At 31.2% G+C, this 23696-nt stretch carries 18 protein-coding genes and 2 pseudogenes; 6 read left to right on the forward strand and 14 right to left on the reverse strand.

Features of this window, described 5'->3' with window-relative positions; genetic code table 11:
- Positions 1-9 precede the first annotated feature (9 nt).
- A pseudogene (locus FAF07_RS15835) lies at positions 10-903 on the forward strand (IS1595 family transposase).
- Between the two features lie 188 nt (positions 904-1091).
- Here the strand turns inward: FAF07_RS15835 and FAF07_RS15840 are convergent.
- Positions 1092-1895, reverse strand: coding sequence for an ISAs1 family transposase (locus FAF07_RS15840; protein WP_185956464.1), 804 nt, complete (start codon positions 1893-1895; stop codon positions 1092-1094).
- A 27-nt stretch (positions 1896-1922) separates the two neighbouring features.
- Entirely contained in the window at positions 1923-2228 is a 306-nt protein-coding gene (locus tag FAF07_RS15845; RefSeq protein ID WP_142786027.1) for a transposase family protein, read from the reverse strand.
- Between the two features lie 111 nt (positions 2229-2339).
- Here FAF07_RS15845 and FAF07_RS15850 point away from each other — a divergent pair.
- Positions 2340-2744: pseudogene (locus FAF07_RS15850) on the forward strand (transposase); the annotation flags it as partial.
- A gap of 69 nt (positions 2745-2813) precedes the next feature.
- On the opposite strand, the gene FAF07_RS15855 reads toward FAF07_RS15850, so the two are convergent.
- The 10 genes from FAF07_RS15855 to FAF07_RS15900 form a co-directional block, all read right to left on the reverse strand.
- A complete protein-coding gene (locus FAF07_RS15855; RefSeq protein ID WP_142786028.1) occupies positions 2814-3878 on the reverse strand; it encodes a glycosyltransferase in 1065 nt (354 codons plus the stop codon).
- Positions 3879-3889: 11 nt separating this feature from the next.
- Complete coding sequence (locus FAF07_RS15860; RefSeq protein ID WP_142786029.1) at positions 3890-5416, reverse strand: oligosaccharide flippase family protein; 1527 nt, start codon at positions 5414-5416, stop codon at positions 3890-3892.
- A 215-nt stretch (positions 5417-5631) separates the two neighbouring features.
- On the reverse strand, positions 5632-6738 hold the full coding sequence (locus tag FAF07_RS15865) for an EpsG family protein (protein WP_142786030.1): 1107 nt from the start codon (positions 6736-6738) through the stop codon (positions 5632-5634).
- 20 nt (positions 6739-6758) lie between these two features.
- Entirely contained in the window at positions 6759-7637 is an 879-nt protein-coding gene (locus FAF07_RS15870) for a glycosyltransferase family 2 protein (protein ID WP_142786031.1), read from the reverse strand.
- Complete coding sequence (locus FAF07_RS15875) at positions 7630-8727, reverse strand: glycosyltransferase family 1 protein (RefSeq protein ID WP_142786032.1); 1098 nt, start codon at positions 8725-8727, stop codon at positions 7630-7632. Before FAF07_RS15875 ends, FAF07_RS15870 begins: the two co-directional genes overlap by 8 nt.
- 87 nt (positions 8728-8814) lie before the next feature.
- Positions 8815-9777, reverse strand: coding sequence for a glycosyltransferase family 8 protein (locus FAF07_RS15880; protein ID WP_142786033.1), 963 nt, complete (start codon positions 9775-9777; stop codon positions 8815-8817).
- 82 nt (positions 9778-9859) lie between these two features.
- Positions 9860-11140 (reverse strand): nucleotide sugar dehydrogenase, encoded by a 1281-nt coding sequence (locus tag FAF07_RS15885; RefSeq protein WP_142786034.1) that lies wholly within the window; start codon positions 11138-11140, stop codon positions 9860-9862.
- A 7-nt stretch (positions 11141-11147) separates the two neighbouring features.
- Positions 11148-12527, reverse strand: a complete 1380-nt coding sequence (locus FAF07_RS15890; RefSeq protein WP_142786035.1) for a nucleotide sugar dehydrogenase — start codon at positions 12525-12527, stop codon at positions 11148-11150.
- A gap of 98 nt (positions 12528-12625) precedes the next feature.
- Entirely contained in the window at positions 12626-13621 is a 996-nt protein-coding gene (locus tag FAF07_RS15895; RefSeq protein ID WP_142786036.1) for an SDR family oxidoreductase, read from the reverse strand.
- 148 nt (positions 13622-13769) lie between these two features.
- Complete coding sequence (locus tag FAF07_RS15900) at positions 13770-14825, reverse strand: NAD-dependent epimerase (protein ID WP_142786037.1); 1056 nt, start codon at positions 14823-14825, stop codon at positions 13770-13772.
- 660 nt (positions 14826-15485) lie between these two features.
- Between FAF07_RS15900 and FAF07_RS15905 the strand changes: the two genes are divergently transcribed.
- From FAF07_RS15905 to FAF07_RS15920, 4 genes are read left to right on the forward strand one after another with little or no spacing between them, the layout of a single operon-like run.
- Positions 15486-16616: an aminotransferase class I/II-fold pyridoxal phosphate-dependent enzyme gene (locus FAF07_RS15905; protein WP_142786038.1), complete on the forward strand. Its 1131-nt coding sequence runs from the start codon at positions 15486-15488 to the stop codon at positions 16614-16616.
- On the forward strand, positions 16613-18553 hold the full coding sequence (locus tag FAF07_RS15910) for a polysaccharide biosynthesis protein (RefSeq protein ID WP_142786039.1): 1941 nt from the start codon (positions 16613-16615) through the stop codon (positions 18551-18553). Before FAF07_RS15905 ends, FAF07_RS15910 begins: the two co-directional genes overlap by 4 nt.
- Positions 18554-18591: 38 nt before the next feature.
- Positions 18592-19368, forward strand: a complete 777-nt coding sequence (locus FAF07_RS15915) for a polysaccharide biosynthesis/export family protein (protein WP_142786040.1) — start codon at positions 18592-18594, stop codon at positions 19366-19368.
- 5 nt (positions 19369-19373) lie between these two features.
- Complete coding sequence (locus FAF07_RS15920) at positions 19374-21761, forward strand: GumC family protein (protein WP_142786041.1); 2388 nt, start codon at positions 19374-19376, stop codon at positions 21759-21761.
- A gap of 6 nt (positions 21762-21767) precedes the next feature.
- On the opposite strand, the gene FAF07_RS15925 is transcribed toward FAF07_RS15920, so the two are convergent.
- On the reverse strand, positions 21768-22514 hold the full coding sequence (locus FAF07_RS15925) for a tyrosine-protein phosphatase (RefSeq protein WP_142786042.1): 747 nt from the start codon (positions 22512-22514) through the stop codon (positions 21768-21770).
- A gap of 16 nt (positions 22515-22530) precedes the next feature.
- On the reverse strand, positions 22531-23598 hold the full coding sequence (aroB, locus tag FAF07_RS15930; protein ID WP_142786043.1) for a 3-dehydroquinate synthase: 1068 nt from the start codon (positions 23596-23598) through the stop codon (positions 22531-22533).
- Between the last annotated feature and the right edge of the window lie 98 nt (positions 23599-23696).

Consider the following 23696-nt stretch of genomic DNA (forward strand, 5'->3'; position numbering starts at 1 on the left):
TACTAAAATATGAACATATTTAAAGGTCAAAATCTTCTAGAGTTCTCTGATCGGTTCAAATCCGACCTTGATTGTAAGGAATATTTGTCAGAATTAAAAGATAAAACCACTTATAAATGCTTAAAATGTAACCATACTGCTTATCAAAGAAAGGCTGATTTTTCAAGATAATGTAATGTTTGTAATCATAAAGAACCTGCTACAGCAAACACGTTATTCCATAAAGTTAAATTTGGTTTGCGCAAAGCCTTTTTTGTTTGTTTTGAAATGTCAACAACGACCAAGAGTTTATCCGCAAGTTATATGGCAGTTCGTTTTGGGATTACCGAAAAGACAGCCCGTTTGTTTATGCTGAAAATTAGAGAAGCCATGGCTTCTAGTGGAAATGATCCCATGGATGGCATCGTTCATGTTGATGAATTTGTTTTAGGCGGTAGAGAAGAAAAAAAGGCTGGTAGGAGTTACGATGCTAAGAAAAAGAAAGCGGTAACGGCGGTTCAATTAACGGATGATGGCAAAGTTAAGAGAATGTATGCTATGAAAACAGATGATTTTTCAGCACAATCACTTCAATACATTTTTATTAATCATATTAGCAGAGATGCAGATGTAACTACAGACAAATGGAGAGGTTATAGACCTATTTCAAAAGCTTATAATATTACACAAATCGAAAGTAATAAAGGAATGAGTTTTAAAGCATTGCATACAATGATACATCAAGTTAAATCTTGGATAAGAACAACTTATTCTTGGGTAAGTGATGCAAATCTAAATCGATATTTCAACGAATTTTGTTTTAGAATAAATCGCTCGCAAAGTAAGGACACAATATTCAATAACTTAATAACAAAAATGGTGGATAGCGATAAAATATATCAAACAAAATTAATAAGTAACTAACTACTGACCTCTACAACATTTTTATAAATTACTTGTCTGAAATCACTTTGAGATAGTAATTTTTTTAACCTTATTTATATTGGTTATATAATCATCGGATTTTAACATATGGCATTTAATCTCAATGTTTTTAAATGTTCTAAAATCTGTTAATTACTTTTGTGGAGTGCCGGTCAGGGCAAAAGCATTTAAAAAAACATTAATTTTTCTCGGTACTCTCTATCAAGCAAGGCTTTGAGTCTTTTGTTGTTTTTACTTTTCTTAAAGGTTTTTTCTTTATTGACTAACAATAGTGCCATTTTCAGAATAAGATTAAAGTTCTCGGCAGAATTCCCAGTTCTTTTTCTAGCATAATCTTCTTCAAAGACTACATCGAGTACCCAATGGAGCTTATTTTCTATAGCCCAGTGCTGCCTTATCATTGTGTTGGTCTGTGATGCGCTGATATGGAGGTTTGATATATAATAACGGGTTTCATATGTTGTTTTTTGAGTGGCCTTATAAAAAACCTCTTTCTGTATGGCAATGAACGTTTTTAAATCTTTCCAACGTTGCCCATCTTCTAAATGGCTTAAATCAGTATAGACATAACAGGTTCGTTTTTCTACACGGTCATGCCCACAATCATCCTGGATGTGAGTACCTGCTGGTTTCTCTAATAAAACGGTGTCTTTAATGGCTTGGTACAATTGTCCTTGGTTCCCTTTTACGGCTATCATATAATTTGCCCGGTTGCTTCGTGCCGTTTCTACGATTTCTGTTTGACAGCCCATGGCATCTATGGTTATGGTACGGTTTTCTATGGAAATAGTGTTCAGCAGTTCTGGAATTGCCGTAATCCCATTAGATTTATCATCGGTCTTTATCTGGCCTAAGCATAAACCCTGTTCACTTGCCAAAGCGGTTATAATATGAGGGGAAACAGAGGTCAAATCACTCTTTGTTGATGCGCCCCTTATGGTCTTGCCGTCTATACTTACAACTTCCAACAAGGCTTCATTGCGAAAGGTGCTTATCCATTACACAAAACAGGATTGAAAACTTTCAGGGTCCAATGCCGCAAAAAACCGCCGTAAAGTATCCTTGGAGGGAATCCCGTTCTCAAAGTTCCCATGCTTTTTTAACCAATCAAGCTCCTGGTCTCCAAATAGAAGGATCTCATCCCATTCTTGACAGCGGCTAAGTACGGCTGAAAGTGTTAATAATAATATATCTGATAAGTGGTGCCTCAAATTGCCTTTGTCCGTTCTGCGTAGGTCTTGAAGATTAGAAAAATATTTAGAAAGAAAAGTAGTGTTAAATTTATGATCTGGTAAGTCTGACATTTTTTTTATACCTGCTACAGCAATTGCTAGCAAGATTTAAATGCTCTATAAAGATAACTAAAATTTGAAACTATCAAAAAAATTTAAATGCTTTTGCCCTGACCTGACCCCAGAAAATGGCTCAAAGAAAAAAGCATCCGTATTGTTGGAAAGCCTATGGGACGCCCACCAAAACAACAGCTCAATGCCTATCAAAAAAGAAAACTAAAGAAAGAGCGCAACCAACGAAACCTTATAGAAGGCAAGTTTGGACAAGCAAAAAATGCCTATGGACTTGGCGACATAAAAGCAAAAAGAAGAGATACCTCAGAGAGTTGGATTGGGGCTGTCTTTTTTATAATGAACCTAATAACTCTTCAAAAAATAGCAGATATATATGTTATTTTTTGTGCCTTATTTAAAAATTGGGTATCCTCCTTGTTTATCTCCATAGCAGAGAGGTGTTTTTATCGCATTGCTGTACCCAAATCCATTTTTTATCGAAAATATCAACCTCTTAAATTAAAACTCTCTTGAATAAATCAGCAAACCCTAATTAAAAACTCTTTCGTTCAACTTATTTTTTAAAACAATTAAACTTAGAAATTAGGATAATACCTCGCACCATTTTTTGTAAAAAGTGTTACTATTGAATTTTATTGAATTTTTTTTGGCATTTTTGGACAGTTCTTCATACAACGATTTTGAATCTATTAATTTTTTTAAAGCTACTGAATATTTACTTACATCATCAAACTCAACTATTAAGCCAGAATTATCTAGTAATTCTAAAGGCCCCTCACAATTATCAAAAACAATAGCAGGTAATCCAATATACTGGCTTTCAATTAAAACTAGAGGTGTGGCCTCCATTCGAGAACATAAACAATAAATAGAAGATTTTAAATATTTTTCTTTAATATTAGAAATTCTACCATTAATAATAATGTCATTTTTAATGTCATAGTTATCAATAATCTTATTGAGTTTTATTTGCTCTTTTTCAGATAATCCAACAATCTCTAAAGTCCAATCATTTTTATCCAATAAACTCCAAGCGTGAATTAAATAATCAAATCCCTTAACATGAATATTATTTCCTATAGCAAGAACTTTTTTATTATCGTACAAATCTACATCCAAAAAATTTAATTCTTCATCAATTGTAATGGGGTTGTAAATTAAGGTTAATTTTCTTGATGGAATGCTATATAGATTGCTCCAGTCTATTACTTCTTGCTCGGACAATAAAACAAATTTATAAGTCCTTATGGATGCATAAAATCTAGATAACCTGAATAAAATCTTATTGAAATTTTTTGAAAGCGAAAAATGTTCCCAAACAATTAATTTAGTTTTTCTAGGTATAAAAAGACTTTGCAGCAACACAGAATTAGAATCTAAACTAATATAATAATCACATGAATTATTTTTAAGTTCTTGATATATTCGTTTATTAAAATCTATAAGCCAAAAAGTTTTTATTAATTTTTTGGTTAAAATTGTTTTAATTTCAATTTCTGAATTTATCTCAAAAAAAGGCTCTTTATCATCAAGTACTATAATAGTAATATTATATTTTTTTACAAGAAGATTCACTAACGAGGTTAATACCCTTTGCGTGCCACCTGCTGCAGATAAAGTGTTTATCAAAAAAGTTATATTTTTCATATATGAAACTTCTATCTTTTAATTTTTAAAACTTTTAAAACTTTTAATATTATTGAATTTACTAATCCTTTTTCGTAGCTATTCATGGCAACGAAATAAATAAGAATTACCGACATAATAATAAAAATTAAGACCTTAAAAGCCAGATTATACCAACTCCCAGAATCAAATGAAATTAAGTTAAGTAAGTAAGCAGAAAAAATTATTAGTGGTATAGAAATTATGTTTCCTTTAAACATGGATAAAGCATAAGTCTTTAAATTTAATCCGATATGCTTTTTGAAATAATAGTTATTATATACCACTTGCCCTAATAAGACTGAAAATGCAATTGCAATTGCAATACCAATACTATCATAAATATCAACCAGATACACTGCTACAACAACACTAACAACAGCTAAAGCTGTATTTACCTGAATTTTACGCACATGCAAATTATAGGCTTCTAAAATAGTATTTCCGACATTTTGTAACGAAGGTATTGTCAATGTTAACATAATCATAATTGCTATAAGCCATGAATCTTCATAACCATCACCAATCCACAATTGGATAAATTGTTTGCCAAAAAACATAAATCCAAATAACATATTTGAAATGACAAACCATTGAATCCTGCCAACTTTTACCATCAAATTGTTCAGTTCAACTTTAGACGCCTTATTTACAAACATTTTAGTTGCCTTTGGCAAAAACAATCCAGATATGGCAGAAGACATGGTCATATAATAACTTATAAAAAGCATACCTATAGCATACACTGCAATTTCTTCCGTGGTAGATTTAATCCCCAATATTGTTTGTCCAGACCTCCAGTAAAGTTGGTCCATTAGAACACCTAAAAATATCCAAATAGAATACGAAAAAATTTTATTGATATACTTTTTGTTAAACTTTGAAAAAATAAATCTTACAGGAAGTTTATAACGGATAAACCCATAGTACGTTAATAAAATTATTAAGTTTAATACAGTATCAATTATGACAATTCCTAGCGCTTTTCCTCCAGATTTTAGTAATATGATAATAGTTATTGCTCTTAAAATAATTCTAAAATAATTTAAAATTTTTGAAAAATTAAATTGCTCGTATGCCATTATAATTCCTACTAGGGCACCTCGTATCATTACCCAGATTAAATTTAATAGCATCAGTAAGTACATCACTTTAAATAAAACCAACTCATCGGCTGAGAGATTAGCAAAAAAGTAATCTATTGTAGTATAAAGAATAAGGCCAATCAAAGCAACAACAAGCGCTATACCAGCATAAATACCTAAATTAGTTGCAATAAAGGATTCTTCTTTATCTTTATTTTTCTCATGTCTATATTTAGAAACGAACCTTACTGTAGTTGGCGTTAAACCAAAGTCTAATAAGGCTAAATACCCAATAAATGATCCGACCAACATATATAACCCATACTCAGATTTTCCTAAACTATCGAGAATTAAAGGCGTTAAACCAATACCAATAATAACATTGGTAATAATAGTTAAATAGGACACAGCAGAAGCTGTTTTAATTTGGCTCATGTATTTATTAAAAATTAATTAAATTTTGTATTAACCACAATACAAATTCACAACATTTTTCTTTCTCTTAGATGATAATTATGATACACATTTAACATATCTCACAACAAGATTGGCATCATCTTCCAAATAATAATTATAAACTTCTATCAATTTTAATTATAAAATAACTTCTCAAACATAACGCTTATTTTCAGAAAGTTACCTAACAAACATCAAGGAAAAAGAATAATTTTATTAAGAATAAAAAAACCAATTAAGACAACAGTAGAAATAAACACTTTTCTAGCTGGGAATGCCTCATTAATTGTATTAAATAATAGTAGGGGAATTATGATCCAACTGTAAATTCCAAATCGATCCGAAAAAGGGATATAAAAATTAAAAAAGAATACCGATGAACTTAATATAAAATATTTAATTAAAAACAAATCTCTAGTATTCCAGTTTGTAAATTTTAAAAATAGTACAAGAAAAAATGTATTATATAATACGAAATCATGTCTAAAACCAATATTATATGTTGTTTCTCCCGCATAACTCAATCTTTGGAAATCTTCACCACCCAATTCTGACAAAAATGGAATGGCGTGAAAGCCGAATCCAGCTAAAGATGCTAATATGGCTACCACATAAAATCCTAAATAATATCTTATATCAATTTTATTGAAAAAAGTAATTACTAAAAAAAGAACTATTGGAATTATTGCCGTTCTATGAAATAGAAATGCAATAATGATATAGATAATAAACTTTTTAGTGTCTTTTTGTAAGATTGAATGGAGACTTAATAAAATAAAACAAAGAGAAAGGCCATTTCTCAAAATATTTATCTCAATGGACATAAAAGAAAAACTACTGGCTATAGTTAAAAACAAAATCAAACTACTTCCTTTTTTACCAAAATCCGTGAATTTTCGAACAAAAACATATAACGACACGTTCATTACAATAGCAACCGTTAATAAGAATAATTTAAAGTTGCGGTGCCAATAAGAAAATGACATTAAGACTTCAAATAAAAAATCGGACTTTAATCTCGTAAAAACTTCAAAATAACTGCTTACCTGTGTTGTTACAGGAATAAAGTAAAAGTTAAAATAATTTGATGTATCTGTACCTATATCAGCTTCTCGAATTCCAACAAAAAAGATTAAAAATACTACAAAGGTTATTAATATTCCTTTGTCATTTCTTATAAAACTTTCTTTTTGAGATATAAGTAATTTTAAAATAAACGTGCCAAAAAGTATATAAAATCCTAAAACAATTTTATATACATCAAGATATTCTTCAGCAGTATAATCCCAAAATATTTGCATATATCAATGTGAGTTGAAAATTAATTTAAAAGAGACTGATTTAAAATATTAATATATTTGATTTTTTTATTCTCTGACAAATTGATAGACCTTCTTGAAATAAGAGTTCCTATGGAGCCTACCAGATAATAAAACATGTATATTAATAACTTAGTTAATTTTATAAAACTATGAATTATAGAAAATTTTATACCTGTCTTATTTCTATTCTTCCAAAATGTTTTTATTGAATATTTTGTTGACTGGATATACTTTTTTATTGAGGATGTACTGGCTTCTCTGTAAAACAACAATGGTTCTTCAATGCGTATAAAATGACTTTTCTCAACTGTTCTAATCCACAATTCAAAATCTTGTGACCTTCGTAAGGTTTCATCATACTGATTATTTTTAAACCACTCCACTTTACCGGTAATTGATGGATGTGCAGTCCACGAACCCTTTAACGCAGTCTTAAGCGTGACTTGCCTCAAAGCGCCGCCTTTTCTTAAACCGATAATATTATTATTATTGTCTATGGCTATTAAACCAGTACCTAATAGGTCAACTTCAGAATTATTTGATAAATATTCGACTTGAACTTTTATTCTATTAGGAAACATGATATCATCTGCATCCATTCTTGCATAGTACTTTCCTTTTGCAAGTTTAGAAAGTTTATTTAATCTTTTTGGAAGTCCAAGATTTTCTCCATCACTAATGACTCTTACCCGCTTATCATTTTTTTCGAATTCTTGAGCAATTTTTAGTGATGCATCTGTACTTCCATCATCCATTAATATAATTTCAAGATGAGTGTATGTTTGATTTAATGTTGATTTAACAGCATCAGATAAATATTTTTCAGAGTTATAAAAGGGAATACCTACAGTAACTAAAGGCACATTCAAATTATCCATATATATTTTCTAGTTTTTTCACACTCTTTTTTATATTAAATCCTTTATTAGATAAAATTTCTAATCTTTGCACTGAACTTACCTCTTTTTGCTTCAATATATCCATTAATTTTATTTCCCAGATAGAGAAATCATCATCCAATGCCGCAAAATCAACTAATTTTAAACCCATATCCACTTCTGATGAGATATTATTCGAAATTAATGACGGCACCCCAGCTGCTTGAGACTCTACTAATACTACAGGGAAACCTTCATGAAATGAAGGCATTATCATTACATCTGTACCAGCCAAAATATTTGGTATGTCTGAACGAACTCCTAAAAATTTGACATAATTATTAATATTTTTTTCATCAACCAATTCTAATAATTTATTTTTCAACGGTCCGCTACCAACAATAGCAATAACAAACTTATGACCTTTTTGAGCCAAATACGCTGCAAAATTTATTGTGAATTCATGGTTTTTCACAGGAGATATCCTACCTATTTGCGTAATTACGATGGTATCATCATCGAGATTAAATTCATCCTTTAAAAAATTTCGATTCGCAATTCTATTATTGGAAAATTCTTCTACATCAATGGCATTAAGCAAATATTCAACCTTATCATTATATGGAAATAGAAATTCGCCTGCTGCTTCCCCGCATGCAATAAAATGTGTTGAAAATTTACTTATTATTTTCTTTGAAGCATTCTGATATAATCTTCCGAAAGATGTTTTGCTATTTACATCACTTGTATTATGAGAATGTGAAACTCTCATCTTTATTTTAGCAAAGAATGCTGCTAAAACATGAAAAGCATTACTAAATAGCATATGAGCGTGTACAGCATGAAAAGGTTTTTCTTTTTTTATCAGCCTTGATAATTTTATGGTTCGAGATATAGGGTTTGAATTACTAATTCTAAATATTCTCCCTCCAAGTTTCATGATTTCATCATCATAATCACATTTAGAATTTTTAAAATATACAAAATCAAACTGGTATTCTGACTTGTCTAATTTTCTATATAAATTCATCAACATAGTCTCGGCTCCAGCTCTATCCATTCCTCCAACAATATGTAAAATTCTTTTCATTATATTATTTGAACTTAGAAGTTTCAACAATTTTCGTTAAATTCATCATTACTAAAAATTATCAAAATTTATCTGATTTAATAATTACTACTTTCTTTTCAATAATTTTAATACTGAATAAAAAACTTTAAAAGGTAATATCTTAAATAAAATAGCTACAAATTTTATTTTAAGTTTTCTTTTATCCTCTTGTAATTTAAAGTCTTTCCAAGGGGTTTTTCTAAGGTACATCAAATACTTATCTGCTAAGGGATGCTCTGACGCTTTTACCCATGGTCGTTTAATAAAAGAAGGTGTAAAATGCACAAGAATGGGCTTATCTATGGCTTCTTGCAACTCTCCATTATTATAAAATATTTTCATACCATATAATTTTTCTATTTGTTCACTATTCATCAAATAAAATGGCGTAATACAGTTGTATTTAGGTGGTAAAGCATAAAAATCATCATAAAATAAAGCATTTATAACGGCTTGATCATTACCATATTTTACTTTACGTTTAAGGTATGTTTTCATATACTCCTCAACCTTGACAATACTTTTTTTATCCCTGAATTTCTTTAAATTCATAACTAACATTCCAGAATTAAAATATTTACCATCCAAAGGAATGTTAATCGATGATTTATGATTTACAGTTATAACATCAGGTACTCCTGCAAAAGAGTATTTCTCAATGTTGATTTCCCATAATTCTTTAAACGAACCCAAAACTAAAACATCACAATCTAAATAAATAACTTTCTCTATTTCTTCAGGTAATAGTTTCGATAGATAAAGCCTAGCATATTTATTAATTTTATCAACTTCGAAAATAAAATCCCCAACTAATTCTTTTGACTTATTGAAATCATAAAAAACACACTCAGCATTATTAGATACTATCATATCTTGAAGTTTCTGCTGGCTGCTCAGGGAAATACCAACAGAAATAATGTGAAATCTAAGATTCGCCTCACCTGTGTTATTTTCTATTATAGAAATAATTGCAGTTGCTAAATACGGCACATAATTTTCATCACTTGATAATGCAATATGTATTTCCATAACTATTCTCTTTTTATAATTTTAAAATGTAATTTTAGCTAAACTATTCCCGTAATTATATATAGTAAGGCTTAAACTTGTCTTACAATCTTCCACTTACTCCATTTTTTAAAACACCTTTTACATCGTATAAAATCCCATTTGGCTTTAATAAGGCGCTAAAATCCAAATCGAGAAATTCATTATGTGCTACGGTAAGCACAATAGCATCGAAAGTTTCATTGGGTAATTCTTTGATTGTATTTAAATTATATTCATGTTTCACTTCTTCTGGGTTTGCCCAAGGATCATATATAATAAGATCTGTTCCGTAACTTATTAATTGATTAATGACATCGACTGCTTTAGTATTTCTAACGTCTGGGCAATTCTCCTTAAATGTAATACCTAGATTTAAAATTTTAGATTCTTTAATTCGAATATCATTTTGAACCATCAATTTGATAATTTCTGATGAAACATATTGTCCCATACTATCATTCACACGACGTCCGGCTAGAATAATTTCTGGATGATATCCTACTTCTTGTGCTTTTTGGGCTAAGTAATAAGGGTCTACGCCTATACAATGTCCACCAACTAAACCAGGCTTAAAAGGCAGGAAGTTCCATTTTGTACCAGCAGCTTCTAGCACATCATGGGTATCTATATCCATTAAATTAAAAATCTTTGCCAATTCATTTACAAAAGCGATATTGATATCACGTTGAGAATTCTCAATAACTTTAGCAGCTTCTGCAACTTTGATAGTGGGTGCCAAATGTGTTCCAGCCGTAATTATACTTGCGTATAAGGCATCAACTTTTATTCCTATCTCAGGAGTAGATCCTGCGGTTACTTTTAGAATTTTATCTACAGTATGTAATTTGTCTCCCGGGTTGATACGTTCTGGCGAATAGCCTGCATAGAAATCTTCGTTAAATTTTAGTCCGCTTATTTTTTCTAACACAGGAACACACTCATCTTCAGTCACACCAGGATAAACAGTTGATTCATAGATAACGATGTCACCTTTTTTAAGAACCTTGCCAACGGTTTCACTGGACTTATATAGAGGCGTTAAATCTGGACGGTTATTTTTGTCAATGGGGGTAGGGACCGTAACTATATAATAGTTACAATCTTTAATATCATCTAGATTAGAGGAGCAATACAATCCTAAATTATCATTAGCTTTATCTTTCAAAACAGATTGTAGAACATCTTCTTCAACTTCTAAAGTGGCATCTATACCGTCTCGTAATTCTTTGATTCTATTTTCATTGATATCGAAACCAACTACATCATATTTCGTTGCAAATAATCTTGCCAATGGCAAACCTACATAGCCTAAACCTATTATTCCTATTTTATCCTTTTTCATATCTTTATTATTGGCCTATTGAATAATAATCAAACCCAATGTTATCCATTTCTGATTTATTTAATAAATTTCTACCATCAAAAATAAAAGCGGGTTTTTTCATTTCAGTATATATTTTTTTCCAATCATAGGTTTTAAACTCATCCCATTCGGTCATTATTGCCACAGCGTGAGCATCCTTTAAAGCTTCATAAGGGTCATCAGTAGCTTGAATTAACTTACTGTTTTCATCTTTAGATCTTGAATTTAAATAATTTAAATCTGATTGCATCTTTTCATTAGAAACTTTAGGGTCATATACAGCAATATTAGCTTGTTCGTTTAATAGGTGATCGGCAACGTATATTGCGGCAGACTCTCTAGTATCATTAGTGTCCTTTTTAAAGGCCCAACCTAAGAACCCTATTTTTTTTCCTGAAACCGTATTATACAGAGTACTTATTAAGTGGTCTGCAAAACGTCTTTTTTGGTGATCGTTCAATATAATGACTTGTTCCCAATAATCTGCAACAGCTTGTAAATTATAACTTCTGGCTATATAGACTAGGTTCAAAATATCTTTTTGAAAGCATGAGCCACCAAAACCAACTGAAGATTTAAGGAATTTAGAGCCAATTCTTGAATCCATACCTATTGCGTTTGCAACTTCATTAACGTTAGCTTCTGTTTTTTCACATAACTCAGAAATAGCGTTAATGGAAGATATACGTTGTGCTAAAAAGGCATTAGCTGTAAGTTTCGATAACTCTGAAGACCAAACATTGGTTCTTAAAATTTGATCTTGGGGTACCCAACTCCCATATATAGTAGCTAAACTTTCTATGGCGTCCTTAGATTCTCCACCTATTAAAACGCGATCAGGGTTTAATAAATCTTGAATTGCAGTACCTTCGGCTAAAAATTCAGGGTTTGATAAAATATCGAAATTAACATCACTTCCTGTATTATCTAATATACTTTTAATAGCTTGAGCTGTTCTTACTGGTAATGTAGATTTTTCAACAACGATTTTGTCAGTTTTAGCAACATCTGCTATGTTTCTAGCACAAAGCTCAACATATTTTAAATCTGCAGCCATACCTTTACCTTTACCGTAAGTTTTGGTTGGGGTATTTACTGATATAAAGATCATTTCAGATTCATCAATAGCCTTATCAATTTCTGTAGAGAAGAAAAGGTTTCTACCTCTGGTTTCCTCTACAATTTCAGCTAAACCTGGCTCGTAAATAGGTAGTTTTGACACATCTGAATCATTCCAAGCATCAATTCTAGCTTGATTTATATCAACGATAGTGACTTTAATATTCGGATTTTTCTTAGCGATAACTGCCATTGTAGGACCGCCAACATACCCGGCTCCAATACAACAAATTTTTGTTACTTTCATGTGTTTATTTTATTGCTTTTTAATGGTCACATGTAGCATCCATATAATCATTGTCCTTAGGTATCGAACTTTTAGTTATGGATGTTTCATGTTATTGATTATAAATGTTTCCAATACCATTTGACAGCTTCTTTTATACCGTCATTAATATTGTATTTAGGGTTATAGTTTAATAATTTTCTAGCTTTATCTACAGAAGCCAGCGAGTGAGGGATATCGCCAACTCTATTTTCGCGATGTTTTATTTCTATATTTTGGATTGAATCATCAAATGTAGAAAGGTGTTCTTTTAATAATGTTGTTAATTCTAATAATGTTGTTCTGTCTCCGTAAGCTACATTATAAACTGTATTTAATGCATTTTCGTTATTAGTTGTTATAGCAAGGATATTCATTTGTATAACATTCTCTATATAAGTAAAATCTCTTGAGTAACTACCATCTCCATTTATTATAGGAGATTCATGATTAATAAATTGCTTTACAAAGAGAGGAATTACAGCAGCATATGCACCATTTGGGTCTTGTCTTCTACCAAATACGTTAAAATAACGTAGTCCAATAGTATCTAATCCGTAGGCCTTTTGAAAAATATCTGCATAAAGCTCATTAACATATTTTGTAATGGCGTAGGGAGATAGTGGTTTACCTATAATATCTTCAACTTTTGGTAAGGCTTCATGATCTCCATAAGTTGAGGAACTAGCAGCATAAATAAAACGTTTAACTCCCGCATCTCTAGCCGCAACAAGCATATTGAGAAAGCCAGAAATATTAACATCATTAGTTGTAATAGGGTCATTAATTGATCTTGGTACAGATCCTAAAGCTGCTTGATGTAATACATAATCGACATTTTTGCAAGCTTTTTTACAATCGTCTAAATTCCTTATATCGCCTTCTATTAATTTAAAGGAATTATTAGTTAAGAAAGGTTCAATATTTTTTCTTTTGCCTGTAGAAAAATTATCAAGACAAACAACCGAGATATTATTATTCAATAATATTTCACATAAGTTAGAACCAATAAAACCAGCTCCTCCAGTAACTAGAATTTGTTTGCCACTTAAAATTTTTATTTGTTCTTCAGTCATTTATTTAGATTTGGGGTTTTATTAATCTGGCGCAAATATGTAAAAAATTAATCAAAGAAATTTTATTATTATACCAAGTAAGCCTTTTTAACGATAAAAACAATTTACTGGATGCATTTAAAAATATCCCATCGATAATAAGCCAATATTATAGATAATAACTCTTATACCAATCTACAAAATTTCTTACACCATCTCGCACTGGGGTGTTAGGGCTATAATCATAATCTCTGATTAAATCATCAACATTCGCCCACGTACGTTCCACATCACCAGGCTGCATAGGCAACATTTCTTTTTTTGCATTTACTTCAAGACTATTTTCTATTTCTTTGATAAAATCTAAAAGCTTTACGGAATTGTTATTTCCAATATTATATAGTTTATAGTAATCTTTATTTTCTTTTCTTTCTACTATTGGTTTTTCAATGATTCGCAGAATACCCTCAACGATATCATCTATATAAGTAAAATCGCGCTCCATATCACCATGATTAAAAACCTTTATTGGTTTTTTATTTATTATAGCGTCTGTAAATAAAAACATAGCCATATCAGGACGCCCCCATGGACCATAGACGGTAAAGAAACGTAAGCCAGTGGTAGGGATTTTAAATAAATGACTATAAGTGTGAGCCATTAATTCGTTGCTCTTTTTTGTAGCAGCATAAATACTTATTGGATGGTCTACATTGTCTTTAGTAGAAAAAGGGACTTTTTTATTTAACCCGTAAACACTAGAGCTACTAGCATATACTAAGTGTTTTATATTAAAATTCCTGCAACATTCAAGAATATTTAGATAACCAACGATATTTGAATCAATGTATGTTTCGGGGTTTTCAAGACTATATCGAACTCCCGCCTGTGCAGCCAAATTACAGACAATGTCAAAATTTTCCTTTTTAAATAACTCAGGTAGGTTTTCCCGATCTTCTATATTCATTTTTACGAAAGCAAAATTTTGATATTGTTTGCTTTGACAAAGTTCATTATAGACTGAGGCCTCTTTTCTGTTAACCCCAAGTAAATTAAGTCTGGAGTACTTCAGATTGATGTCATAATAATCATTGATATTATCCACACCAATAACTTTATGACCTCGTTTTATTAAAATGTCACATAAATGAAAGCCTATGAAGCCTGCTGCCCCAGTAACTAGAATTTTTTCTCCCGATATTTTTTTATCTTCTTGATTGGTCATATTAGATTTGGGATTTCATTTAACAGAGCAAATATGTAAAATAAATAACGAATTCAACGAACAAATATACTAAGGTTTCATTTTTCCCGACGAAATCCAAGTATTTGTAAAATTTCTCGATTAACGTAAGCGTTCTTTTAACTTACCATAGTGATTTACCCAAAAAATGACGCTGTAGTATAATGTAAATTATAAGGTGTGTCATAACTTGTTAAAATTGAAATTGGCAGGACTTTTGGCTAATATCAAATCGATGATTTGCATGTTTAACAGTTAATAAAAAACTAAAATGTATTTAACCGATTTTAATCACTCTTTTGGCGAAATATACGTTAACAAATCATTTTGCTTTAAAACAATTACTAAATTTACACCTGTAAAACAACAGTTGAATTGATTAATAGCATTATTGATTTAATAGTAAATGATTACAATAATATTTTAAAAATCCCTCAATTAAACTAAATACTATTTATGTTTAATTAAATATTGTTAAAGCGTCGTTTAACGTTAAGTGAAAATTAAAAGTTATTAATTATGAAGATCAAAGTGTTTTAACGTCCATGGGGAATCATCAAAATTAATTTAGTATCCATTAAAGAAGTAAATATTATACTTCTCTAAGTTGAATATGTAATAATATTAGATATAAAAAGTAAAATGTTAACTAAAACAAAAATATATTTATCGTCACCACATATGGGAGGCTCAGAGCAAAAGTATGTTGCTGAAGCTTTCAATACCAATTGGATTGCACCATTGGGACCAAATGTTGATGGCTTTGAAAAAGATATCGAAAATTATCTTGGTGAGCAGGTGCATGCAGCGGTTTTAAGTTCAGGTACGGCAGCTATCCATTTGGCGCTTGAAGTTTTGGGAGTGTCTAAAGGTGATGAAGTTTTATGTCAAAGTTTTACATTTTCGGCATCAGCCAATCCAATCTTGTATCAAGGCGCCACACCTGTTTTTATAGATAGTGAGCCCGAGACATGGAACATGTCTCCAGAGTTACTTGAGATTGCAATAAAGGATAGAATTGAAAAATATAAAAAGCCAAAAGCAATCATCGCAGTACACTTATATGGCATGCCTTATAAGTCCCGTGAAATCAATGCTATAGCCAAAAAATATGAGATCCCAGTAGTAGAAGATAGTGCTGAAGCTTTAGGGAGTACTTATTTTGGGAAACCATGTGGCACGCTTTCTGATATAGGTATATTATCCTTTAATGGAAATAAAATAATAACAACGTCTGGTGGTGGCGCTTTTATAGCAGCTAATGAGGCGTATAAAAAAAGAGCTATTTATTTGTCCACTCAAGCCAGAGATAACGCACCACACTATCAACATTCATCTGTAGGGTTTAATTACAGAATGAGTAATGTTTTAGCAGGTATTGGAAGAGGCCAAATGGAAGTGTTAGATGATCGGGTAGCAGCCAGAAGAAAAAACCATGAGTTTTATAAAGAGCAGCTATCTCATTTTGATAATATTGAGTTTTTAGAAGAACCCGAAGGGTTTTACTCTAATAGATGGCTTACATGTATCAAGACATCATCTTACGAATTAAGAGAAGAAATTAGATCAGTATTATTAAAAGAAGATATAGAATCCAGACCGCTATGGAAACCCATGCATATGCAACCTGTTTTTGAAAACTGCTTGCACTTTACAAATGGTACATCTGAAGACTTATTTAGTAAAGGCCTTTGCTTACCGAGCGGTTCCAATCTAGATATAAAAGACCTAAAAAGAATAACCTATTTAATATCAAAAATCCCCCAATTATGATAAAGAATTACTTTGCCTATTACTCTCAAAAATACGCCTCAAAATGGCTTGTTTTCGGCATAGATTTAACAATGGTGCTGATAACATTTTTTATGGCCTACTTTATTAGGTTCAATTTCACGTTAAACTTTGACGTAAATCAATTCTTATACCAAGTCCCATTTATAATGCTTGTTACTGCAATTAGTTTTTTAATTGTGGGATCGTTTAAAAGTGTGATTAGACATACAGGATTTACAGATGTTGTGAATCTGTTCAAAGCCATATTACTAGCTTCAATATTGACTATTTCATTTGTTTTATTCAATAGAATAACGGGGTTAATTGACGGGTTTACTATTCCGCTTTCTATATTAATTATCCATTCCCTTCTAAGTTTCGTAGCATTAGGGGCAAGCAGATTGATTTTCAAGATGGCCTATAAACATCTTAAATGCAAATTAATTCCTGCTAAAAAAGTTATTATATATGGTGCAGGTGATGCTGGCATAGTGACTTACAATGCGCTTGTGAGCAATATTAATTCAGTATTCGCGATTATTGGGTTTATAGATGATAACGCACAGAAAAACGGTAAGTCTATAAATGGAATAACTATTTTTCCTAAAAGTAAAATCACTAAAGAGTATATAGAATCAAATGAGATTGATGAAATCATCATTTCCTCTCAAAATATTGAAAAAGATAACCTGATTGATTTAGTAGATTTAGATGTTAAAATCACTAAAGTACCACCAATTGAGCAATGGATTAATGGTGAATTAAACGTCAAACAAATCAAGCAAGTACAAATTGAAGATTTGTTGGGACGTGCGCCTATACAAATTGATAACCCAAATCTATTAAATGAATTTAGAGGGGAAACCGTTTTAGTAACAGGTGCAGCGGGATCTATTGGTAGTGAATTGGTTAAACAATTGTCTCATTTTGATGTGGCAAAACTTATTCTAGTAGATCAAGCAGAATCTCCTTTGTATGATTTACAGCAAGATTTAAAGCAAGATAAGAAATTTAATTTCACAGCCATAGTAGCAGATATTAGAGATGGTTTGAGGATTGATACTATTTTTCAACAGCATAAACCTACTATGGTATTTCATGCCGCTGCTTACAAGCATGTGCCGTTGATGGAAAAATCGCCTTATGAATCCATCAAGATTAATGTTAATGGGACAAAACTTCTTGCGGATACTGCCTCTAGATATAATGTGAAGAAATTTGTGTTTATTTCTACCGATAAAGCTGTAAACCCAACAAGCGTCATGGGTGCTACAAAGAGATTGGCAGAGATGTACATAAGCTGTCTTCAAAAAGAAAGTAAGACAAAATTTATAACCACAAGATTTGGAAATGTATTAGGTTCTAACGGTTCTGTAATTCCTTTATTTAAAAAACAAATTGAAAATGGTGGCCCATTAACCTTAACACATAAAGACATTACGCGTTATTTCATGACGATTCCAGAAGCTTCACAATTGGTTTTAGAAGCTGGAACCATGGGTAAAGGTGGTGAGATATTTATATTTGATATGGGAGAATCCGTTCAAATTTACGATCTTGCCAAAAATATGATTAAATTATCGGGACTAAGGTTTCCAGAAGATATCGATATTCAAATAACGGGGCTTAGACCTGGCGAAAAATTATACGAAGAATTATTGGCCAATGGCGAAAACACACTTTCAACATATCATAAAAAAATCCTGATTAGTAAAACCAGAGCGTTAGATGTTGTCAAAATAAAAGCTGATATTGAAGAACTGTGTATCACCAATCGTTTTCAGAATAATAATATTGTTATGAAAATGAAAAATTTGATACCCGAATACAAATCAAATAATTCTGATTATGAGAAATTTGATAAGCGTGTTCAAATTTATAAAAAAGCTAAAGGCTTGAGGAATGATAGATCTGATAAAAAATTCATTGACTTATAGTCTACTAATATTTTATAACTCACAACCTATACTCCCTAATGAAATATTTATTTCCTAAGAAATATTTTAAGATATTATTTGCATTATCATGCCTTGTTATCTTAAATTCATGTGCTACGAAAAAAGATGTCGTTTATTTTCAGAATGCAAAAAACTTTGAAACCATTGTAGACACAGACACCTTTAAAGCGAAACTAAAAACAGGTGATATTGTAAGTATATATGTTTCCACCTTAGACTTAACGGTTACTCAACCATATAACATAATAAGAAATACAGGTAATAATGGATCCTTAATTGATTATTTAATTGATAGTGAGGGTAACATTGATTTTCCTGTTTTAGGCAAAGTAAAATTAGTTGGGCTTACCGTTGAGGAGGCCAAAGAACTGTTCAAGACGAAATTTGCTGAAGGAGATTTATTGAAAGATCCAGTTATTATAATTAGAATTCTTAACTTTAGAGTTACTATTGCTGGTGCTGTTAGTAACCCTGGTGTTTATATGGTTTCTGGGGAACGTATTTCTATATTAGAAGCACTCACTCTTGCAGGGGATTTAACCATAAAAGGACGAAGAGATAATGTTCTTGTGGTTAGAGATTTTAATGGAACGAAAACATATACTAGAGTAGATTTAACGAATAAGGAAGTTTTCAATTCCCCCGTGTATTATTTAACTCAAAACGATTATATTTATGTGGAGCCAAATAACTCATCCATTAGCAATGCTTCTGGAGATTCAAGAATTGGCACTATTATTTCGATATCATCATTTGTTCTAACAACAGCCCTCATATTTGTAACTCGAAGATAGAATTTATGAACACAGATCAAAATAAAATACAATCTAGCAAGACATCTAAAGATTTTAATCTTAAAACTGCAATATATACTTATACCAAACAATGGAAATGGTTTATATTAAGTTGTATTATATTCATGACATTAGCATATGTCTATATTAGATATACCACACCTCAATACGCTGCTTCTGCAAAAATAATGCTCATTGACGAGAATGAAGGCGCTGCAGGAACCTCTGCATTAAATGACTTATCCATTTTTAGCGAAAGTGATGATGCGATGGTAGAAGATGAAATTCAAGTTATAAAGTCAAGAAAGACCTTACAGGATGTAGTAAAAAAATTAAATCTAAATCTCCAGTATTTTAAATTAGGTAGAATTTATGAAACCGAACTATATAAAAATGCTCCATTTCAAGTTAGTTTTGTGGCATCTGATTCCATAATTAATCGAACTAGTTTTAATTTTTTTATCGAAATTCTTTCTCAAACAGAATTTGAGTATAAAGTAAATGAAGACGATTCACCCAAGAAAGCTACTTTTGGTGAAAATATTCCAACTCCTTTTGGAGGTATAATTATTACCCCAGAATCCAATATAAAATCTGCATCAGGAAACACATTCAGGGTTAAGTTAATCTCTGTTGAAAGAGTTGCAGATTATATTAAAAACCGCATATCTATATCTCCTTATGGTAAATCCTCAAAAGTTATTGATATTTATTTGAACGATCCAATTCAGGAAAAAGCAAAAGAAATTATTAATACATTAATTGAAGAGTACAATTTATCTACGATAGAAAAGAAGAATACAAGGTCAAAGAATACTGCAGACTTTATTGATGAGCGTGTTGAACTGATTGCTTCTGATTTGGTAAACGTTGATGATAGTATTGTTCGATTTAAAACAGGAAACAAAATTACCGATGTTACTTCTGAAGCCGGTCAGTTTTTGAATTCCAGTATGCAAAATCAACAACAATTGGATGCATCAAAAACGCAATTACGCGTTTTAAATTATATGAAAGAATCTTTGGATAATAGTTCTGATAGTTATAGCAGTATTCCATCAAATTTAGGTTTGGGAGACGCATCTATCAGTTCCATGTCATCGAAATACAATGAGTTATTAGCCAATAGAGAGCGATTGCTACAAAGTGCGGGAAAAAATAACTCTGTTGTTGTTCAACTTGACCAGACCTTGGATGGTATCAGAAATAATTTAGCGCAAAGCATTGATAATGCATCACGGTCTTTAAATATTCAAATTGGTAGTCTACAAAATCAATCACAACGGATTAATTCCAAAATCTACTCAGTTCCCGGGCAAGAGAGTGAGCTTCGATCTATTGAAAGAAAACAAGGGATTAAGGAATCACTTTATCTTTACTTATTACAAAAAAGGGAAGAAGCAACAATTTCTTTAACAGCGACATCTCCAAGTGTAAAAGTAATAGATACAGCATTTAGTACTAGTGAAGATCCTGTATCGCCAAATAAAAGGGTTGTTTATCTTTCAGGGTTATTTTTAGGTCTTTTAATACCTTTTGGTATTTTTTATGTAAAGGATTTATTGGACACCAAGATCCATAATAAGGAAGACTTAGAAAATGAGATAAAAAACATTACTGTATTAGGTGAAATTCCGAGAGTTAATATCAAAAAAGATGATGCTTTAATTAAAAGAAATGACAGATCCATACTTGCAGAATCTTTCCGAATTATAAGAACGAATTTTGATTATATTAGACGTGGTCGAGATATCAAAGATAACGACAATGTGATTTTTGTGACATCAACCATTAATGGAGAAGGGAAGTCGTTTTTTAGTCAAAATTTAGCTTTAACACTTGCTAATACAGATAAAAGAGTATTATTAATTGGGGCTGACATTAGAAACCCTCAAATTAATACCGCCGTTAAAAAGGATATTAAAAACCAAAAGAGTCTACCAAAAATTGGGCTTACAGAGTATTTGGTTGATAAATCAGTAATTATAGGTGAAGCTATAAACACTTATGAAATTAATGGCAATAAGATTGATATTCTTCTTTCCGGAAAAGTGCCACCAAATCCGGCAGAGCTTTTAATGAGCGACAGAATGAAACCGCTATTTGATACAGTGTCAGCGCAATATGATTTCGTAATTGTGGATACTGCACCAGCAATGCTGGTTACAGATACGCTTTTATTTAGTCAATACGCAGGTCATACCATTTACTTAACAAGAGCTGGTTATACAGAGAAGCGTATTTTGAACTTTGCTCAAGAGTTGCATGCTGAGAATAAATTAAACGGTATGATGCTCGTTGTTAATGATGTCAATCAATCTAATTTTGGATATGGTGCGAAATATGGCTACTATGGAGCTCCAGAAAAGAAAAGCATTTTTAAGAGGCGTTAGAAAACTCTAACTCACAGAGAATACACATTTTGTATGCTCTAAGATTTTAGATAAAGGCTCGCTAATTTTACTATCCATAGTAATTTTAGCGAGTTTTTTAATATGTTCCATTCTGTGGGTATCAGTGCCTGCAAAATCTATCAAATTATTAGCAATTAAATATTGTGCTGTCTTTTCCGTAGTGCTGCCATAATGGTCACTAAGGGATAATAAATTGAGTTGAAATAAGCACCCAAGGTCTTTTAACCTCTTATAATACCCAAGATTATCACTATAATACACATAGCGTTCAGGATGCGCTAAAACTGGAATATACCCCTGCATCTTTATATTGAATATTAGTTCCTCCAAATTGATGGGTGGTTGAAAATATGATAATTCAACCAACACATAATTTTTTTTAAGTGTAAAGAGATGCTTTTCTTTTAGAAGGGTTTCAAAATGGGTGTCCAGCATGTATTCTGCTGCGGGATTAATATCAATAGCTCTTCGTGTCTGGGAACTTATTGATTCTAATAAATTTTCATAGGATTTGCTTATAGTTTCTGCATTGTTTGGATAAAAATCCTGCATAATATGTGGGGTAGCGATAAATTCTTTAATTCCTAGTTTTCTGAGACCCTTGATTAAATCAAGAGATTCTTGCATATTAGCTGCACCGTCATCAATACTAGGAAGGATATGACAATGAATGTCAACAAAATCTTCTAAAAGATCTTTAAGATATATTTTCTTTTTGAAGAAATTAAACATTCATTAATAAGTGTAGTTATTCACGATAGTATTCAAAAGCCTCTAAAATAATGGCATCATCAACTAAGCAATCAATTATAGGGTTTCCAATAGACTCTAATAAAACAAAGTTAATATTTCCGTGATGGTTCTTTTTATCATACTTAAGTAAATCGAGTATGGGCTTATGGTCGTCTTCTAGAATCTCTACCTTTCCATAATAATTAATTAGTGATTCCTTGATCATATCCGCTTGATTCAGATTAAGTTCCGATAATTTTGTTGAAATATAACAAGCTAAAATCATACCAATTACGATAGCCTCTCCATGAAGCAGCGTTTGTTTATCCGCTTTGCTCAGAAAGTACGATTCAATGGCATGACCCAATGTATGTCCGAAATTCAAGGTTTTTCTCAAATTGTTTTCAAAAGGGTCTTTTTCGACGACATCTTTCTTTATAAGTACAGATTCATAGATTAATTCATCTAAATCATCGAAAGCCAATTGAGATAAATTTTTAAGTTTATTCCAATAATTGGCATCTTTTATCAAACCATGTTTGAGCATTTCGGCTAAGCCAGAACGCATTTGATTTTGGGCTAAGGTTTCTAAATAAGATGTATCAATTAAAACGAGGTTTGGTAAACTAATAACGCCAATCTGGTTTTTTAAATGTCCCAAATCAACTCCAGTTTTACCACCAACAGAAGCATCAACCATGGAAAGTAGCGTCGTTGGTAAATTTATATAATCAATACCACGTTTGAAGGTACAGGCCACGAATCCGCCTAAATCGGTCACAACGCCACCGCCAACATTAATTAACAAACTCTTTCTATCTGCATCTAATTCCGATAGTGCATTCCAAACCCCAACACAGGTGTCAATATTTTTATTAATTTCCCCAGATTCAATTTCTATTATCTCAACAACACATGCTGTCTCTAGTTTTTCTAAAAGATTTGGTAAGCAATGCACATGAGTATTCTCATCAACTAAAATGAATATTTTAGAAAAGTTAAATTCTTTAATATGTTCATTTAAAGCAGGGTAGCATACCTCATTAAAATGGATAGTACAGCTTTCGTAAGTGATAGAATTCATGTATAGATAATTGGTATTTTGCATTGTAAAATTAAGTAGATTTTATATAAAATGATAGGATAGGTATAATTATATTTGTTTAAATTTTATCATATACT

The organism is Changchengzhania lutea (assembly GCF_006974145.1).
GTDB lineage: Bacteria > Bacteroidota > Bacteroidia > Flavobacteriales > Flavobacteriaceae > Changchengzhania > Changchengzhania lutea.

What these genes read in the sequence shown, in the direction of transcription:
- FAF07_RS15845 (WP_142786027.1), bottom strand. Translation starts at nt 2,228, where the DNA reads ATGTCAGACTTACCAGATCATAAATTTAACACTACTTTTCTTTCTAAA.
- FAF07_RS15855 (WP_142786028.1), bottom strand. Translation starts at nt 3,878, where the DNA reads ATGAAAAATATAACTTTTTTGATAAACACTTTATCTGCAGCAGGTGGC.
- FAF07_RS15860 (WP_142786029.1), bottom strand. Translation starts at nt 5,416, where the DNA reads ATGAGCCAAATTAAAACAGCTTCTGCTGTGTCCTATTTAACTATTATT.
- FAF07_RS15865 (WP_142786030.1), bottom strand. Translation starts at nt 6,738, where the DNA reads ATGCAAATATTTTGGGATTATACTGCTGAAGAATATCTTGATGTATAT.
- FAF07_RS15870 (WP_142786031.1), bottom strand. Translation starts at nt 7,637, where the DNA reads ATGGATAATTTGAATGTGCCTTTAGTTACTGTAGGTATTCCCTTTTAT.
- FAF07_RS15875 (WP_142786032.1), bottom strand. Translation starts at nt 8,727, where the DNA reads ATGAAAAGAATTTTACATATTGTTGGAGGAATGGATAGAGCTGGAGCC.
- FAF07_RS15880 (WP_142786033.1), bottom strand. Translation starts at nt 9,777, where the DNA reads ATGGAAATACATATTGCATTATCAAGTGATGAAAATTATGTGCCGTAT.
- FAF07_RS15885 (WP_142786034.1), bottom strand. Translation starts at nt 11,140, where the DNA reads ATGAAAAAGGATAAAATAGGAATAATAGGTTTAGGCTATGTAGGTTTG.
- FAF07_RS15890 (WP_142786035.1), bottom strand. Translation starts at nt 12,527, where the DNA reads ATGAAAGTAACAAAAATTTGTTGTATTGGAGCCGGGTATGTTGGCGGT.
- FAF07_RS15895 (WP_142786036.1), bottom strand. Translation starts at nt 13,621, where the DNA reads ATGACTGAAGAACAAATAAAAATTTTAAGTGGCAAACAAATTCTAGTT.
- FAF07_RS15900 (WP_142786037.1), bottom strand. Translation starts at nt 14,825, where the DNA reads ATGACCAATCAAGAAGATAAAAAAATATCGGGAGAAAAAATTCTAGTT.
- FAF07_RS15905 (WP_142786038.1), top strand. Translation starts at nt 15,486, where the DNA reads ATGTTAACTAAAACAAAAATATATTTATCGTCACCACATATGGGAGGC.
- FAF07_RS15910 (WP_142786039.1), top strand. Translation starts at nt 16,613, where the DNA reads ATGATAAAGAATTACTTTGCCTATTACTCTCAAAAATACGCCTCAAAA.
- FAF07_RS15915 (WP_142786040.1), top strand. Translation starts at nt 18,592, where the DNA reads ATGAAATATTTATTTCCTAAGAAATATTTTAAGATATTATTTGCATTA.
- FAF07_RS15920 (WP_142786041.1), top strand. Translation starts at nt 19,374, where the DNA reads ATGAACACAGATCAAAATAAAATACAATCTAGCAAGACATCTAAAGAT.
- FAF07_RS15925 (WP_142786042.1), bottom strand. Translation starts at nt 22,514, where the DNA reads ATGTTTAATTTCTTCAAAAAGAAAATATATCTTAAAGATCTTTTAGAA.
- aroB (WP_142786043.1), bottom strand. Translation starts at nt 23,598, where the DNA reads ATGAATTCTATCACTTACGAAAGCTGTACTATCCATTTTAATGAGGTA.